This window comes from Rhizobium sp. SSA_523, assembly GCF_030435705.1.
GTDB lineage: Bacteria > Pseudomonadota > Alphaproteobacteria > Rhizobiales > Rhizobiaceae > Neorhizobium.
Genome location: NZ_CP129382.1, coordinates 1,400,835 through 1,416,926, shown reverse-complemented (window position 1 = coordinate 1,416,926; position 16,092 = coordinate 1,400,835). Strand labels below are relative to the sequence as shown.

Annotated in this window: 10 protein-coding genes; 5 read left to right on the top strand and 5 right to left on the bottom strand. The window is 63.9% G+C overall.

Annotated features, from left to right (window positions below):
* The first annotated feature begins 125 nt into the window (after positions 1–125).
* A complete protein-coding gene (locus tag QTJ18_RS15250; RefSeq protein ID WP_252751041.1) occupies positions 126–1,955 on the top strand; it encodes an aminopeptidase P family protein in 1,830 nt (609 codons plus the stop codon).
* A 115-nt stretch (positions 1,956–2,070) separates the two neighbouring features.
* Here QTJ18_RS15250 and QTJ18_RS15245 read toward each other — a convergent pair whose 3' ends face one another.
* From QTJ18_RS15245 to pncA, 3 genes are all read right to left on the bottom strand, one after another.
* Positions 2,071–2,373, bottom strand: a complete 303-nt coding sequence (locus tag QTJ18_RS15245; RefSeq protein WP_252751040.1) for an AzlD family protein — start codon at positions 2,371–2,373, stop codon at positions 2,071–2,073.
* A complete protein-coding gene (locus QTJ18_RS15240) occupies positions 2,373–3,122 on the bottom strand; it encodes an AzlC family ABC transporter permease (RefSeq protein ID WP_252751039.1) in 750 nt (249 codons plus the stop codon). Before QTJ18_RS15240 ends, QTJ18_RS15245 begins: the two co-directional genes overlap by 1 nt.
* 119 nt (positions 3,123–3,241) lie before the next feature.
* On the bottom strand, positions 3,242–3,868 hold the full coding sequence (pncA, locus tag QTJ18_RS15235) for a bifunctional nicotinamidase/pyrazinamidase (protein WP_252751038.1): 627 nt from the start codon (positions 3,866–3,868) through the stop codon (positions 3,242–3,244).
* A gap of 391 nt (positions 3,869–4,259) precedes the next feature.
* On the opposite strand from pncA, the gene QTJ18_RS15230 reads away from it, so the two are divergent.
* Positions 4,260–5,630, top strand: a complete 1,371-nt coding sequence (locus tag QTJ18_RS15230) for a DUF2778 domain-containing protein (protein WP_252751037.1) — start codon at positions 4,260–4,262, stop codon at positions 5,628–5,630.
* A gap of 9 nt (positions 5,631–5,639) precedes the next feature.
* Here the strand turns inward: QTJ18_RS15230 and QTJ18_RS15225 are convergent, their stop codons facing one another.
* Both QTJ18_RS15225 and QTJ18_RS15220 read right to left on the bottom strand, forming a co-directional pair.
* A complete protein-coding gene (locus QTJ18_RS15225) occupies positions 5,640–6,785 on the bottom strand; it encodes an amidohydrolase (protein WP_252751036.1) in 1,146 nt (381 codons plus the stop codon).
* On the bottom strand, positions 6,782–9,283 hold the full coding sequence (locus QTJ18_RS15220; RefSeq protein ID WP_252751035.1) for an ATP-dependent helicase: 2,502 nt from the start codon (positions 9,281–9,283) through the stop codon (positions 6,782–6,784). Before QTJ18_RS15220 ends, QTJ18_RS15225 begins: the two co-directional genes overlap by 4 nt.
* Positions 9,284–9,640: 357 nt before the next feature.
* Here QTJ18_RS15220 and QTJ18_RS15215 point away from each other — a divergent pair, with 357 nt between their 5' ends.
* The 3 genes from QTJ18_RS15215 (at position 9,641) to QTJ18_RS15205 (ending at position 15,696) form a co-directional block, all read left to right on the top strand.
* Positions 9,641–10,912: an efflux RND transporter periplasmic adaptor subunit gene (locus QTJ18_RS15215; protein ID WP_252751034.1), complete on the top strand. Its 1,272-nt coding sequence runs from the start codon at positions 9,641–9,643 to the stop codon at positions 10,910–10,912.
* On the top strand, positions 10,909–14,061 hold the full coding sequence (locus QTJ18_RS15210) for an efflux RND transporter permease subunit (RefSeq protein WP_252751033.1): 3,153 nt from the start codon (positions 10,909–10,911) through the stop codon (positions 14,059–14,061). The genes QTJ18_RS15215 and QTJ18_RS15210 overlap by 4 nt, the downstream gene beginning before the upstream one ends.
* A 207-nt stretch (positions 14,062–14,268) precedes the next feature.
* The gene (locus QTJ18_RS15205) at positions 14,269–15,696 is read left to right on the top strand and encodes an FAD-binding oxidoreductase (protein ID WP_252751032.1); all 1,428 of its coding nucleotides are present in this window, start codon (positions 14,269–14,271) and stop codon (positions 15,694–15,696) included.
* Positions 15,697–16,092: the final 396 nt, after the last annotated feature.

Sequence of the window (16,092 nt, the reverse complement as noted above, 5' to 3'; positions counted from 1 at the left end):
ATGCCTCGATTCCACCGCTCCCTGTGTGCAGCTGCACAACAAACCGGCAGGCTCGAGCATGCTCTGGTCTCCAGGCGGATTTTCGCTAAGATCGCGCTCCTCGTGAATCGTCTGAAAGCAAGTTCATGTTCCAGTCCTTCGACAGCACTTCCTCTCCCGCCCTCGGGCCCCAGCGCGTGGCGGCCCTGCGCGCCCGTTTCGACGAGTTTTCCGTCGATGGCGTCCTGGTGCCGCGCGCCGATGAATTTCAGGGGGAATATGTCCCGGCCTGCGCGGAACGCCTTGCCTGGCTGACGGGATTTACCGGCTCGGCAGGCATTGCCCTCATCGCGCGCAACCAGGCCGTGGTCTTTGTCGACGGGCGCTATACGACGCAGCTTGCCCAGCAGGTGGATCAGGCGACCTTCACCGCTGGTGATCTGGTTGGAGAACCGCCGCACCAATGGCTTGCGGCTCATGCGCCGAACGGGTTTCGTCTGGGCATAGATCCCAATCTCCACAGCCGTGCGGAGGTGGCGAAACTGTCGGATGCGCTGACGGCGAAGGGAGGGGCGCTGGTCCTTCTGGCGCAGAACCCGGTGGATGCGCTCTGGAGCGACCGGCCTGCCGCACCCATGGGTGCCGTTGCCGTGCAGCTCGACAACCATGCCGGTCGTCCGGCCCAGGACAAGATCAAGGACATTGCCGCGGGCGTCGCGGCGAAGGGCGCGGCCGGCGTCCTGATCTCCGACCCGTCCTCGGTCGCCTGGATCTTCAATATCCGCGGCGCCGACGTGCCGCACACGCCGCATCCGCTCGCACGGGCCATCATCACGGCGGCCGGCACAGCGGAGCTTTTCATCGAGGCTGGCAAGATCAATGCCGAGGCGGACAGGCATCTTGCGCCTCTCTGCAGCCGCTTTGAACCGGCGGAGTTGACGGCGCGGCTGGCGCGCCTCGCCGAGGGTGGCGCCAAGGTTCTGGTGGATGCGGAGGCCACCTCCGTTGCGCTGTCGAAGGCCATTGAATCGGTCGGCGGCGTCGCTGTCGAGGCCATGGATCCGGCGCGGCTGCCGCGGGCGGTGAAGAATGCCGTAGAGCTGCGCGGCTCGGCCGATGCGCATGTTCAGGACGGCGTGGCCATGGTCCGCTTTCTCCATTGGCTGGACGGGCAACAGCCCGGCAGCCTCAGCGAAATCTCGGCCGTCGAGCGTCTGGAAGCTTTCCGGGCGAAGGTCGGCGAGAGCCTGCAAAACCCGCTGAAGGATATTTCCTTCGACACGATTTCCGGTGCCGGCGAGCACGGGGCGATCATGCATTACCGCGTGACGCGCGACAGCAACCGCACGCTTCAGGCCGGCGAATTGTTTCTGATCGATTCCGGTGCGCAATATGTCAACGGCACGACCGATATCACCCGCACCGTCGCCATCGGCTCCGTTCCGCAGGAGCAGAAGCGGTTCTACACGCTGGTGCTGAAGGGCATGATCGCGATTTCCACGGCGCGCTTCCCCAAAGGGTCACGCGGCTGCGACCTCGACCCGCTGGCACGCATCGCGCTGTGGAAGGCCGGCGCCGATTTCGCGCATGGAACCGGCCATGGTGTCGGCTCCTATCTTTCCGTGCATGAGGGCCCGCAGCGCATTTCGCGGGTCTCGACGCAGGAATTGCTGCCGGGCATGATCCTGTCCAACGAGCCGGGCTATTATCGCCCCGGCGCCTTCGGCATCCGCATCGAAAACCTCATCTACGTAACACCGCTTGAGATGATCGAGGGCGGCGACCTGCCGATGATGGGCTTTGAGACCCTGACCTGGTGCCCGCTCGATCGCCGGCTCATCGTGACGTCACTTTTGACCGAGGAAGAGCGCGCCTGGCTCGATGCCTATCACGCAACGGTCTTTGACAAGCTTTCGCCATTGATCTCGCAAAGTGACGTGAGTGAGTGGTTGCGCCAGGCGACTGCGCCGCTCTGAGCGGCAAGGCGGAGGCCCCGGCGACAGTCGGGGCCGGCAATCGCCACGGCGAGGTTCGGCATGGCGCAGACCGGTCTGTCGCCATCGCCATTCGTCGCAACAAGCCCGTGGCGGTTCAGCCGAAGGGAAGGTGGCGCAGCAGCAGAGCGGCGGCCCAGCCTGCCAGGATCAGCGGCAGGCCCGGATAGCGCAGCCCGACGAGAAGCGCCACCAGCATCGCAGATTTCACATCCCAGCCGCCATCGAAGAAGGCGGGCGCGACGAGCGTCGTCAGAACGGCTGCGGGAACCGCATTGAGCGCCGTCTCCATGCGTGGCGGGATCCGCTTCATGCGGGTGATCAGCACATAGCCACCAATGCGGGTGAGATAGGTCGCGATGCCGGCCGCAAGGATGATCAGGGCGGAGTGCAGATCCATCAGGCGCGATCCTTGCCCGGTTGGACAGGCATGGCCACGGCGCCCGGCATCGCCTCTGCCGGTGCTTCGGCCGGATCCTTATGGACAATGATTGCCGTCAGAATGCCGGCCAAAGCGCCGAGGCTGACATGCCAGGGCGATCCGACCGTATGCATGGCCAGCACGGAGGCGCAGGCGCTGACCGCCACCACCGGCAGAAACAGCAGGCGCTTGCGAAATCCGAAGACCAGGCCCAGGAAATAGACAGGCAGAAGGACATCCATGCCAAGCGCGGCGGGATCGCCGATCAGCTTCCCGAACAGCGCGCCGAGCCCCGATCCCACCACCCAGACGGTGTAGATGACCATTGCGAGGCCCATGTAGTATCGGGTCTCCAGCCGTCCGGTCAGTTCCGCCCGCTTGGCCGATTCGGCAAATTGCGGATCGGTCAGGAAAAACAGGCCGATGGCGCGCGCGGCAGGCGAGAAATCGCGAATATAGGGGGCGAGTGCCGCCGAATAGAGAATATGGCGGAAATTGACGGCAAAGACCGAGAGGATGATCAGCCAGGCCGGTACGTCGCTGCCGAACATCTGCACGCCGACCAGCTGGCTTGCCCCGGCAAAGAGGACGATGCTCATGACCGTCGCTTCCAGCGGCGTCATGCCGCCATCCACGGCGACCGCGCCAAACAGCAGGCCGAAGGGGCTGGTCGACAGCGCGATGACAAAGCCTGTCCGGGCGCCTTTCCAGAATATGCTGTCTGGCATCACATTTTCCTGCAGAACCTGCCTGCCCGTAAACCCGGTGCCGCTGGGCTGCAAGTGATTAGATTTGATGAATAGATGAATAGATCTGCAGGTTGTGCCGGGGTACCGCCCTCACATCGTCAATCTGCCAGGATGTCCGCGCTGTTGACGATGACCGCGCCTTCTTTGCGCATCTGCGCGATAGCCGCGCGGACTCCCTCGGGATCGATGCCGCGGCTGGCATCCTCGATGAAGCGGATCTTCACATCCTGAAGCATGTCGATCGCATCGAGAACAGAGAACTTGACGCAATAGTCGGTTGCAAGGCCGCAGACATCCAGTTCCGTGACCTGCTGCGCCCGCAAATAGCCGGCGAGCCCGGTCACCGCCGCGTGGTCATTGTCGCGGAAGGCGGAATAGCTGTCGACGGCGAGATTCTCACCCTTCTGCTGGATGTAATCGAAAGCGTCGCTGTTGAGATCGGGATGGAATTCGGCATCCGGCGTTGCCTGCACGCAATGGTCCGGCCAGAGCACCTGCGGCTTGCCGCAGAGTTCGCCCATGGAAAAGGGCGCCTGGCCGGGATGCTGGGACGCGAAGCTGCCATGATTGGCGGGGTGCCAGTCCTGCGAGGCGACCACGAGGTCATAGGGTCCTTCATCCATCAGGCGGTTGATGACCGGAACGACGAGATGACCGTCCGGCACGGGTAGATTGCCTCCCGGGCAGAAGCCGTTCTGGACGTCGATCACAAGCAGCGCTCTCATGGAAGGCCTCCCGATTTGTTTTGCATGCAGAATGCCAAGCCGGCGCACCGTAATCAAGCAGAGGCACCAAAACCGGCGCCAGAAGGCCCAAATGAGGCAGAAAAGCAGCGGATTTGCGTCTTTTCCACCTCGCGCCGCAGGATCGCCGCGCCCTCGCCGTATTCCCAATAAACTTTAGACAGACTGCACATATATCGCCTCCACGGGACAGACAGGGGGCTCTCGTAAACACATTGGTTACCATAATCCGTCATTCTTTCAGCTCTCCGGCAGGACGGCTGCTCACAGCCGAAGCCCGTGCAAGCGGCCTGCAGGAGACACGTTCCGGTGCAGCGCCTGTTATGTCTGCCGCGCCGGGTAGTCGAGTAACGGGTAAAGGGTAACGCGTATCATGGCATTGGCTTTCGCGGCGGCGCGGTCCGCCTCCGTCTCCTCCCGAACCAGCCGCCTCGACGCGAAGCCGGTTTTCTCGTCCCGCCTGATGAAGGCAACCGTAGCGCTCGGCATGACACTTGCCGTCGGCGGCTGGATGGTGGGTGCGCTCGCAACCGTCCAGAGCGTCGCCTCGGTCAAGCCGCATGGCTACAGCTATGATCTGCGCGCCTCGCTGGATCTGAAGCCGCTGCTCGCGCCGGTCTCCGATGAGCAGCGCGCCTTGAAGATCGCCAAATTTGCCCGGCTATCGGCCGGAGCGACGCCGAAGATGGCGCGTCTCGACGGTGCCCATATGGCACATCTGGCAGCGTTGAAGCCGGATCAGGCCGAGGTCAAGGATTCGCTGGCGCTCGCCTTTGCCCGCGCCGAAGCGGACAAGCAGTTTGCGAGCCTCGCGCTGTCGCGGCCGGATCCCTCCAGGGTGAAGGATGCGCTTGCTTCCGCCATGCAGGATACCGTTCTGGTCGCGCCGCCAAGCAATGTCGCCTGGGATGCCAATCCGCCCGGCAATGCGGCCGATGGCGAAATTGAGATCGCAGATCTGCAGAGCCCGGCGGAACTGGCCGTTGCCGAAGCCACGGGACCGAGCGAAGACAACAGCCTGCCCATGGCCGGTCCGCTGCCGATCGTTCGTCCGCCTGCCAATGCGCTCGCCATGGCCATCGCCCCCTCCGCCGTCAAGCCGTCCACGCGCGCCAAGCCGGCCATTGTCGAAGAGGACGAGGACGAGGATGCCACCACGGCGCTCGCCTTCGCCAAGCCCGAAAATCCGATGAAGCGCACGGCGCCTTCCGTTCCGTGGCCGGACCGCGGAACGAAGATCGCCGTCTACGACATCACGGCGGGCAAGGTCTTCATGCCCAATGGCTCGGTTCTGGAAGCCCATTCCGGCATCGGCTCGATGCGCGACAATCCGAAATTCACCCATGTGAAGATGCGCGGGCCGACGCCGCCCGGCACCTATCGCCTGTCGATGCGCGAGAAGCTGTTCCACGGCGTGGCGGCCATCCGCCTGACGCCGACCGATGGCATCGCGCCCCAGGGCCGCACCGGCCTGCTTGCCCACACCTATCTTCTGCGCAGCCGGCCCGGCGATTCGCACGGCTGCGTCGCCTTTGCCAATTACGACAAGTTCCTGAAGGCCTTCCAGCGCGGCGAAGTCACCCATATGATCATCGTGCCGCGCCATGACGGGAGCATTCCGATGGCGGCGCTGCGCAAGATCAATCCGCGTGGCGGCAGCGGGTCGAATGTGGCGGCCACGCCGGTTTCGGCCGATGGCAGCAAGTCGCGCACGCTCATGGACTACCTGAAGAACGACGGCTGAGCGTCTGCCTCAGCCGATCAGGTCGCCGGCGATCCTGAGGAAGATGCGGGCGCCCACGGCAATCAGCGCATCGGGGAAGTCGTAATCGGGATTGTGCAGGGCCGGATGGGTCTCTCCGGAGCCCAGGAACAGCATGGCCGATCGTGAGACGGAGCCGAAACGGCCGAAATCCTCCGATGCGCGAAACGCCGTGCCTGTCTCGACGGGCAGGCCCTCGGCGGCGATCGCCCGGCGGATGATCGCGGCGGCCTGCGGATCATTATGGCAGTGTCCGAACGCATCGTGATAGCTGAAGGACAGCGCAAGGCCATGGGCCTCGGCCGCGGCGCGCGCCATGCTCTCGGCTTTCTCCTTCAGGGCCGTCATCTGATCGTCGGAGACCGTGCGCAGCGTGACCCAGATCTCGCCCATTCCCGGCGCTATGCCGAAGGCGGCTTCGCCGATGGCGACATGGGTGACGGTGGCAAGCGTGAGATCGCCGGCGTCGAGATCTCCGGAACCGAGCGCGATGAAGGCTGGAATGAGGGCGGCGATTGCCGGTGCCGGTGAAATTCCTGTTTCCGGCATCGAGGCATGCGCCGTCTTGCCGGTGAGGCGGATCTTCAGCCCGCAGGAGGCGCAATTGGCAGGCCCCTCCTTGATCCAGCTCGTTCCGAGCGCAATTCCCGGCATGTTGTGAAGCGCAAAGGAAAAATCCGGCCTCAGGGGCGCGAATTGCGGGTCGGCAAGCACGGCGGCGGCGCCGGCGCCGGTCTCTTCCGCAGGCTGGAACAGCAGGATGGCGCGGCCGCGTGCGGGACGGTTCCGGCCGAAAGCGCGGGCAAGGGCGGCAAGGATCGCCATATGCCCGTCATGGCCGCACATATGGCCCTTGCCGTCAAAGAGGGACCGGTGCGGCAGGTCGGAGAGCTCGGCGATGGGCAGTGCATCGAGTTCGGCCCGGAACAGGACTGTCGGCCCGTCTCCGGCACCTTCGAAGACCGCCGCGACGCCCGTGCCGCCAAGTCCGGTGACGATCGCATCGGGCCCGACCGCTTCCAGGAAGCGCGCCACTTCCGCAGCGGTCTGATATTCGGCGCCCGAAACCTCCGGCATGGCATGCAAATGCCGACGCCAGAGGATGAGATCGGCCAAATCCGTTTCCGAAAGGCTCATCCGGCCTTCTCCACAAAACCGTCCAGCACCCGTTTCTGACCGGCGCGATCGAAATCGATCGTCAGCTTGTTGCCCTCGACGGATGCAACATTGCCATTGCCGAACTTGATGTGGAAGACGCGGTCGCCGATGGAAAAGCGCGATGGCGTGTCGGCCACCGACTTTGCGATCAGCTCGCCTTCGATGGTCTTCGTCCGCGGCCCGCTCTCGCCATAGCCGATGCGCTCGACGGCATGGCCCGAACGGCTGCCCCAATTGTCGCGCGTCGCATCGCTCTTATTGGCCTGCGCCCGCTTCCAGCCGGGGGTTGAATAGGAATTGGCGAAGGGATCGGCCTTGTCGAAGCGGGACTGGCCGTAACCGCCGCGACCGTAGCCGCCATAGCCGCTGTCCGATTCGGCCACATCGACATGGGCGGGCGGCAATTCATCCAGGAAACGCGAGGGCATCGTGGATTGCCAGAGCCCATGTATGCGGCGGTTGGAGACGAACCAGATATGGCAGTGCCGCTTTGCCCGCGTCAGCCCGACATAGGCAAGCCGGCGCTCCTCCTCGAGGCCGGAACGGCCTCCTTCGTCCAGCGCGCGCTGGTGGGGGAACAGGCCTTCCTCCCAGCCGGGCAGGAAGACCGTATCGAATTCCAGCCCCTTGGCGGAATGCAGCGTCATGATGGAAACGGCGTCCATCTCCTCGTTCTGCTCGGCATCCATGACAAGCGACACATGTTCGAGGAAGCCCCGCAGGCTTTCGAAGGCCTCCATCGAGCGGATGAGTTCCTTCAGGTTTTCCAGCCTTCCGGGCGCCTCCGCCGATTTGTCGTTCTTCCACATGTCGGTATAGCCGGACTCGTCGAGGATCTGCTCGGCAAGCTCGGTATGCGGAGTCGATTCAAGCAGTTCCGCCCAGCGCTTGAAGCTCTGAATCACGTCGAACAGCGCTTTGCGCGCCTTCGGCTTGATCTCGTCGGTCTCGATCAGGTCGCTCGCCGCGGCAAGCATGGGAATATCGCGGGCGCGCGCGTAATCATGCAGCGCCCGGACCGTGGTATCGCCCAGGCCGCGTTTCGGCGTATTGACAATGCGTTCGAATGCCAGGTCGTCGGCGGGCTGGCACACCAGGCGGAAATAGGCCATGGCATCGCGGATTTCGAGGCGCTCGTAGAAGCGGGGGCCGCCGATGACACGATAATTGAGGCCGAGCGTGACGAACCGGTCTTCGAACTCGCGCATCTGGAAGGAGGCGCGCACCAGAATCGCCATGTCGTTCAGATTGTGCTTCTTGCCCGTCGAATCGCCGCGCTGCAGCTGTTCGATCGTTTCGCCGACGGCACGGGCCTCTTCCTCCGAATCCCAGGCGGCATGCACGATGACCTTCTCGTCATCCGGATCGGTGCGTTCGGTAAACAGCGTCTTGCCGAGGCGGCCTTCGTTATGGGCGATCAGATGGCCGGCGGCGCCGAGAATATGCTCCGTCGAGCGGTAATTGCGTTCCAGCCGGATCACCCTGGCGCCGGCGAAATCCTTCTCGAAGCGAAGGATGTTATCGACCTCGGCGCCGCGCCAGCCATAGATGGACTGGTCGTCATCGCCGACGCAGCAGACATTTTGAGCCACGTCCTTCGGCCGCTGGGCAAGCAGGCGCAGCCACATATACTGGGCGGTATTGGTGTCCTGATACTCGTCCACCAGGATATAGCGAAACCGCTGATGATAATCCTTCAGCACATCGGGATTGCGGCGGAAGAGATCGATCGGGTGCAGCAGAAGATCGCCGAAATCGCAAGCGTTCAGCGTCTTCAGCCTTGCCTGATAGGCGGCGTAGAGTTCGCGCCCCTTGCCGTTGCCGAAGGCGCGGGCATCGCCCTCGGGAATATCCTTGGGCGTCAGGCCCTTGTTCTTCCAGCCATCGATCATGCCGGCGAACTGGCGGGCCGGCCAGCGCTTGTCGTCCAGGCCTTCCGCCTGGATGAGCTGCTTGATCAGACGGGTGACGTCGTCCGTATCCAGAATGGTGAAGTCGGAGCGCAATCCGACCAGCTCGGCATGGCGCCGCAGGAGCTTCACGCCAATCGAATGGAAGGTGCCGAGCCAGGGCATGCCCTCCACCGCGCCGCCGACGAGGACGCCGACGCGTTCCTTCATCTCCCGCGCCGCCTTGTTGGTGAAGGTCACCGCCAGGATCTGGCTGGGATAGGCGCGGCCTGTCGCCAGGATATGGGCGATGCGGGTCGTCAGCACGCGCGTCTTGCCCGTGCCGGCGCCGGCCAATACGAGGACCGGGCCATCCAGCGTCTCGACCGCCTCGCGCTGTTCCGGATTGAGGCCTGAGAGATAGTCGGGCGCCCGGTTCTGGTCGCGCGCCGCCATGGCACGCGCGGCAATGCCCAATCCGCCGGCTGCTTCTACAGCCGGGTTGGAATTGGCCTGGCCGGTTTTGCTGCGCGGCGCGTGGTCCGGTTCCTCGTCGAAGAACGGAATGTCATCGAAACTGTTCGTCATGGCGACAATCTAACGGTTCTGGACGAACATGGCCATAGATGATGTTCTGCTTTCATTCCCTATGTACAGCCTGCAAGGTGCAAGATCAGGGCACAACAAGGCCCTGGCATGGCAAAAAGACGGCCGATCACCCCGCGCTCACGCCAGCGTGATGGATTCTACATGACAAGTTGGTAAGGTAGGGCATGCTGCCATTGCCGAAAGTCTGATTGAATATAATAATTTGCTGATATGGGCCTTCCGGTTCGGCGCGCGCCTCAAACACTCGCTGCCGAGCCTGATCCGGTTCGTGTCCGTGACCGTTATGAATGGCGTCTGCCGCGATCGGATCGTCCAGTCTGTCCCTTGGAGTTTTGAATGCGCATCTGGAAGCAAGTGCTCCTCAGTCTCGCCGTGCTGCTTGTCGGCGCCTGTCTTTGGCTTTTCCTGCGTCCGGATACGGCTTCGAGCTTCGTGTCGCTGGGTGTCCCGGAGCCGCTGGTGGCGCTTATTGCTCCGCAACAGGCGGAGAATGCTCGGGCCGGCGAGGCAGCCGGCGGTGCGGGGTCGGCGGCCAATGGGCGCTCCGGTTCGGCAGGCGAGGGCAGTGGCCAGGCTGGTCGTCAGGCGGGCGGCCAAGGTAACGGCCAAGGTAACAGTCAGGGAAGTGGCGGGGGGCAGGGCGGTCGCGCTACAACCGTGGTGGCCGAAGCGGTCGAGGCCGGAACGGTCAATGACCGTCTGGCGGCGATCGGCGATGGACGCGCCATCCAGACTGTTGTCGTGATGCCGCAGAGCACCGGCACAATCAGCGAAATTCTCGTCAGCTCCGGCCAGCGAGTCAAGACCGGCGATCTGCTGGCGCGTCTCGATAATGACGAGCAGCTGATCGAGCGGGACAAGGCGCGCGTGGCGCTCAATAGCGCCCGGGAGCGGTCGCAATCCTACAAGAACCTGCGGTCGGTTGCCCGCCTCGACGTGCTGGATGCGCAGATCGCCGAACAATCGGCCGAGCTGGCGTTGGCCACGGCGGAACTCAACCTGAAGCGGCGCGACATCGTGGCGCCGATCGACGGCGTCGCGGGGATCGTCGCGGTCAATGTCGGAGACAATGTCACGACGCAGACGAGCATTGTGACGCTCGACGACCGCTCGCAGATCCTCGTCGATTTCTGGGCGCCGGAGCGGTTCGTCACCCAGCTGAAGCCGGGTCTTGCGGTGGAGGCGAGCTCCGTCAGCCGTCCGGGCCAATCCTTTTCCGGCGAGATCGATTCGATCGACAACCGGGTCGATTCGGCAAGCCGCACCATTCGCGTGCGGGCCAAGATCGAAAATGGCGAGGATCTGCTGCGCGCCGGCATGTCCTTTGCCGTCTCCCTCCGCTTTGCCGGCGATGATTTTCCGGCTGTCGATCCGCTGGCCGTGCAATGGGATGCCGAAGGCGCCTATGTCTGGAAGGTCACCGGCGGAACGGCGGAAAAAGTGCGGGTCCGCATCATCCAGCGCAATCCCGACAGGGTTCTGGTCGATGCAGAGCTGACGCCCGAAGACAAGGTCGTCACCGAGGGCCTGCAGCGCGTGCGCGAGGGACAGCCGGTACAGATCCAAGGCGAGGCAAATCCGAAAGTGGCGGAGGCAAAACAGACATGAGCGATGCGCGCGAAGACGCCTCGACCCAGGCGAAATCCACGTTCACGGCCCTGTTCGTCCGCCGCCCAATTCTGGCGGCCGTTCTCAACACCCTGCTTGTCGTCGCCGGCCTTGCCGCCTTTGTCGGCGTCGAGGTGCGGGAATTGCCGGATGTCGACCAGCCGGTCATCACGGTCCGGACCACCTATGACGGTGCGTCGCCACAGACCATCGACCAGGAACTGACACAGGTGATCGAAGGCGCGGTCGCGCGCGTCAGCGGCTTGAAGGCGCTCTCGTCGCAATCGCAGTTCGGCTCGAGCCGCGTCACCATGGAATTTTCCGACAGCGTCGATCTCGCCGAAGCCGCCAATGACGTTCGCGATGCCATCGGCCGCGTGATCAACCAGCTGCCGGAGGATGCCGACGAGCCGCGCATCGTCAAGGCGGATTCCGATTCGCAGCCGATCCTGCGCGTCGCCGTCACCTCGACGACGACCTCCATGGAGGACCTGACCCAGCTCGTGGACAATGAGATCGTCGACCGGCTTGCCGCCGTCGACGGGGTGGCGGATGTCGAGCTCTATGGCGAGCAGGAAAAGATCTTCCGCGTCGATCTCAACCAGGCAGCGCTGGCCAGCCGCGGATTGACCGTCGCTGATGTCTCCACCGCGCTCTCCAGCGCGGCACTTGACGTTCCGGCGGGCTCCCTGAAGAGCCGCACGCAGGATATCGTGGTGCGCGCCACCGCCAACCTCTCCACGCCGGAGGATTTCGGCAATGTGCTGATCAAGGACAAGATCCGGCTGCGCGATGTCGCCAATGTCATGCTGGGGCCGGATGACGGTACCACCATGCTGCGGTCCAATGGTGTCCAGGGCGTCGGTCTTGGCATCATCCGGCAGGCGCAGTCGAACACGCTGAACATTTCGTCCGGCGTGAAAGCCGTTGTCGATGAATTGCAGCGCACGATGCCGGAGGGAACGCGGATCTTCATCAGCAGCGACGATGCCGTTTTCATCCGCGGTGCCCTGCATGAAGTGGAGCTGGCGCTCGGCCTCTCGGCCATCATCGTCGTGGCCGTGCTGTATCTCTTCCTGCGCGACTGGCGGGCGACGCTCATTCCGGCGCTGACCATGCCGGTGGCGCTGATCGGCACGCTGACGGCCATCTACCTTGTCGGCTTCTCCATCAATATTCTCACTTTGCTCGCCATCGTGCTGGCCACCGGGCTTGTGGTCGACGATGCCATCGTCGTTCTGGAGAATATCGTGCGCCGCCGCACCGAAGGCATGGGACCGCGCGCCGCGGCCGTGCTCGGCACCCAGGAAGTGTTTTTCGCCGTGCTGGCGACCACGGCCACGCTGGCCGCCGTCTTCATCCCCCTGTCCTTCCTGCCGGGGCAGCTCGGCGGGCTTTTCCGCGAATTCGGCTTCGTGCTGGCCTTTGCCGTCGGCCTGTCGTCGATCACCGCGCTGACCCTCTGTCCGATGCTGGCCTCGCGCATGCTCACCCGGCCGATGACGGAGCCGAAGGGTCTCTTGGCCAGCTTCGGCAATCTCTTCGCCAGGGTCTATGCCAGCAGCCTGCGCTTCTTCCTCAACGCGCCGCTGGTGGTGATCGCCGCCTCGGTGCTCTTCGCCTTCGCCGCCTTCATCACATTCGGCGCGATCAAGAACGAATTGACGCCGCGCGAGGATCGGTCGGCGGTCCTGCTGCGGCTGACCGCGCCGGAAGGCGTCAGCCTTGCCTATACGCAGGACCAGTTGCAGCGGGTGGAGGAGAACCTGAAGCCGCTTCTCGATTCGGGCGAGATCCAGAACATCTTCTCTATTTCCGGCATGGGCAATTCCACCAATAGCGGCTTCATGGTGCTGACGCTCGCCCCCTGGGAGGAGCGCAGCCGAAGCCAGAACGATATTGCCCGCGACGTGAATGCCGCGGCGGCCAGGGTGCCGGCGCTGCGCGGCTTTGCGATCCAGAGCAATTCCCTGCGCATTCGCGGCGCCGGCAGTGGCATTCAGGTGGCGCTGGTCGGAACCGATCATGCGCGTCTGACGGAAGCGGCCATCAAGCTCGTCCAGGCCATGGAGCAGAGCAGCTCCTTCGAAACGCCGCGGCTGGACAGCGAGCCGACGCAGGCGCAACTCTCCGTCTCGATCGATCGCGAACGGGCCTCCGATCTGGGCATCGAAATTTCCGGCCTGTCGGCTGCCATGCAGGCTTTGCTGGAAGGGCGCTCCGTGGTGGATGTCTTCGTCGACGGCGAAGCCATTCCGGTGCGGCTGACCTCCAGCATGCAGCCGATCGACGACCCGACCGATCTGGAAAACATCTTCCTGCGCACGGCAGACGGCAAAGTGGTGCCGATGTCCACCATTGCGACGCTGAAAGAGGGTGCCGTTGCCCCTGAACTCAACCGCGAGCAGCAGCTGCCGTCGGTCTCGCTTTCGTCCGGGCTCACCGAAGGCCTGGCGCTCGGCCAGGCGCTTGCGGAGGTCGAGCGGCTTGCACAACCCCTGTTGCCGCAGGGCTCGCGTGTCCTGCCGCTCGCCGAAGCCAAGACGCTCGGCGAAAACGCCAATGGCATGGCCATCACCTTCGGCTTTGCCATTGCCATCATCTTCCTGGTGCTGGCGGCGCAGTTTGAAAGCGTGCTTTCCGCGCTGATCATCATGACCACGGTGCCGCTCGGTCTCGCCTGCGCCGTCTTCGCGCTGGTACTGACCGGCTCGACGCTGAATGTCTACAGCCAGATCGGCCTGGTGCTTCTGGTCGGCGTCATGGCGAAGAACGGCATTCTGATCGTGGAATTCGCCAATCAGCTGCGCGATCAGGGTGCCGGCGTGCGCGACGCGATCGAGCGGGCCTGCAGCCTTCGCCTCAGGCCGGTGATGATGACGATGATCGCCACGATCCTCGGCGGCGTTCCGCTGGTTCTGGCGCAAGGTGCGGGCGCCGAAGCGCGCATTGCCCTCGGCTGGGTCATCGTCGGCGGCCTCGGCCTCGCCACGCTGGTGACGCTCTATATCACGCCGGTCGCCTATCTGCTTCTCGCGCGCTTTGCCAAACCGCATGCGCATGAGGAACAGCGGCTGCACGACGAGCTGGAGCTGGCCCAGAACCGCGCCGCCAATGCGGAAACCAAGCCGCTGCTGGCGGCGGAATAAAGCGGGCACGAGCGCAGGCGGTGCGTGCCCCGGCAGGGCAGGCGCCCGAGGCGCGAGACGGGAGGACGCCGGGAGGCGCGGTGGAGGTGCCGGGCGGGTCCATCGGGCGCGCCTGCTTTTCCGTTATGGACAAGCCGGCGCCTCTTCCTTACCAAGACAGGACAGGATCCAGAGACCGATCCTGAGGCCTGATCCGGAGACATCGCCATGGTAATGAGAGACGTGCAACCCGGCCTTCGCAATGAGGAGGGGATCGTCACTGTCCTCGGCATTCTGAAGCAGCAGTTGGGCGAGCGCCTGCAGACCGGACAGGCGTTTCGCGAACAGCATGCCCACACGACGACCTACCTGCCGCGGCAGATACCGGATGGCGTGGTCTTCGTCGAAAGCGTCGATGATGTGAAATGCGTGGTGAAAACCTGCGCCGCGCATCGTGTTCCGATCATCCCCTTCGGCACGGGCTCCTCGCTTGAAGGTCAGGTCAATGCGCCCTCCGGCGGCATATCGATCGATTTCTCGAAGATGGACCAGGTTCTGCGCGTCTCTCCCGAGGATCTCGACGTGACAGTACAGCCGGGCGTGACCCGCGAGGCGCTCAACACCTATCTGCGCGATACCGGCCTGTTCTTTCCGATCGATCCGGGCGCCAATGCCTCGATCGGCGGCATGACCGCAACCCGCGCCTCGGGCACCAATGCGGTGCGCTACGGCACGATGAAGGATAATGTCCTGTCGCTGACGGTGGTAACCGCCGATGGCGAGGAAATCTCCACCGGCACCAGGGCCAGGAAATCCTCCGCCGGCTATGACCTGACCCGGCTCTTTGTCGGATCCGAAGGCACGCTTGGTGTCATCACCTCCATCACGCTGAAGCTGCAGGGCATTCCGGAAAAGATCGGCGGCGGCGTTTGCGCCTTTCCGACCGTCGAGGCGGCATGTGCGGCAGTGATCATGACGATCCAGATGGGCATTCCGGTGGCCCGCATTGAATTGCTGGACGAGGTGCAGATGAAGGCCTGCAACGCCTATTCCGGCCTCGCCTATGCCGAAAAGCCGACGCTCTTCCTGGAGTTTCACGGCACGGAAGACACTGTGCGCATGCAGTCCGAGCAATTCGCCATGATCGCTGCGGAATGCGGTGGCGAAGAATTCCAATGGACGGGAGATGCGCAGGCAAGGGCCAAGCTGTGGAAGGCCCGGCATGATGCCTATTGGGCGGCGCGGGCGCTGGCCCCGCATCTGGGCGCTCTGTCGACGGATGTCTGCGTGCCGATCTCGAAGCTTGCCGAATGCGTGGCTGAAACCCATGCGGATATCATCGAAAACGGCTTCCTGGCGCCGATCGTCGGTCATGCCGGCGATGGCAATTTCCATCTTCTGCTGCTCTTCGACGAGAATGATCCGGCCGATATTGCACGGACCGAGGCCTTCGTGGAGCGGCTGAACCGCCGGGCGCTGGCCGCCGGCGGCACCTGCACCGGCGAACACGGCATCGGCCAGGGCAAGATGAGCTTTCTCGAACAGGAGGCGGGGCCGGCGCTGGCACTGATGCGACAGATCAAGCAGGCGCTCGATCCGCAGGGGATCTTCAATCCGGGCAAGATCCTGCGCAGCGGCGACACGGTTCGCGGCTGATCGCGGGAGCCGGTCCATCACCGCCGGCAAGGCGCGCGATATGCCGCGCTTTTCCTTCACAAGGATCTGGTATAGCCAGTGCGACGGTCAAGCAGTCTCGGCCGCCGTGGCGTCTCGGCTTCGGGAGCGGCAAGGCCTTGAGAGCGACCAGGCCTTGAGAGCGACCAGACGTTGAGAGCCGCCAGATGAGAGGGATTGGCCCGGATTTTGACATTTGCGGCGGTTCGCGGCACCTTGACGCAAAGGACGTCGACATGGCTTGGGACCACAGGCAAATATCTGTTTCCAGTGGAGTTTCGGACGGGTCGTCTGATCCTCAAGATCGCCGCGGATGGGGGGATCGGATGCCAGTGTCGTTCCATCGGAGCGGCAGGCTGATGCAAGGAGAATAGTACG

Coding starts and splice junctions, on each gene's coding strand:
- QTJ18_RS15240 (WP_252751039.1), bottom strand. CDS start 3,122: ATGCCAGACAGCATATTCTGGAAAGGCGCCCGGACAGGCTTTGTCATC.
- QTJ18_RS15230 (WP_252751037.1), top strand. CDS start 4,260: ATGGCATTGGCTTTCGCGGCGGCGCGGTCCGCCTCCGTCTCCTCCCGA.
- QTJ18_RS15220 (WP_252751035.1), bottom strand. CDS start 9,283: ATGACGAACAGTTTCGATGACATTCCGTTCTTCGACGAGGAACCGGAC.
- QTJ18_RS15250 (WP_252751041.1), top strand. CDS start 126: ATGTTCCAGTCCTTCGACAGCACTTCCTCTCCCGCCCTCGGGCCCCAG.
- QTJ18_RS15215 (WP_252751034.1), top strand. CDS start 9,641: ATGCGCATCTGGAAGCAAGTGCTCCTCAGTCTCGCCGTGCTGCTTGTC.
- QTJ18_RS15245 (WP_252751040.1), bottom strand. CDS start 2,373: ATGGATCTGCACTCCGCCCTGATCATCCTTGCGGCCGGCATCGCGACC.
- QTJ18_RS15225 (WP_252751036.1), bottom strand. CDS start 6,785: ATGAGCCTTTCGGAAACGGATTTGGCCGATCTCATCCTCTGGCGTCGG.
- QTJ18_RS15205 (WP_252751032.1), top strand. CDS start 14,269: ATGGTAATGAGAGACGTGCAACCCGGCCTTCGCAATGAGGAGGGGATC.
- pncA (WP_252751038.1), bottom strand. CDS start 3,868: ATGAGAGCGCTGCTTGTGATCGACGTCCAGAACGGCTTCTGCCCGGGA.
- QTJ18_RS15210 (WP_252751033.1), top strand. CDS start 10,909: ATGAGCGATGCGCGCGAAGACGCCTCGACCCAGGCGAAATCCACGTTC.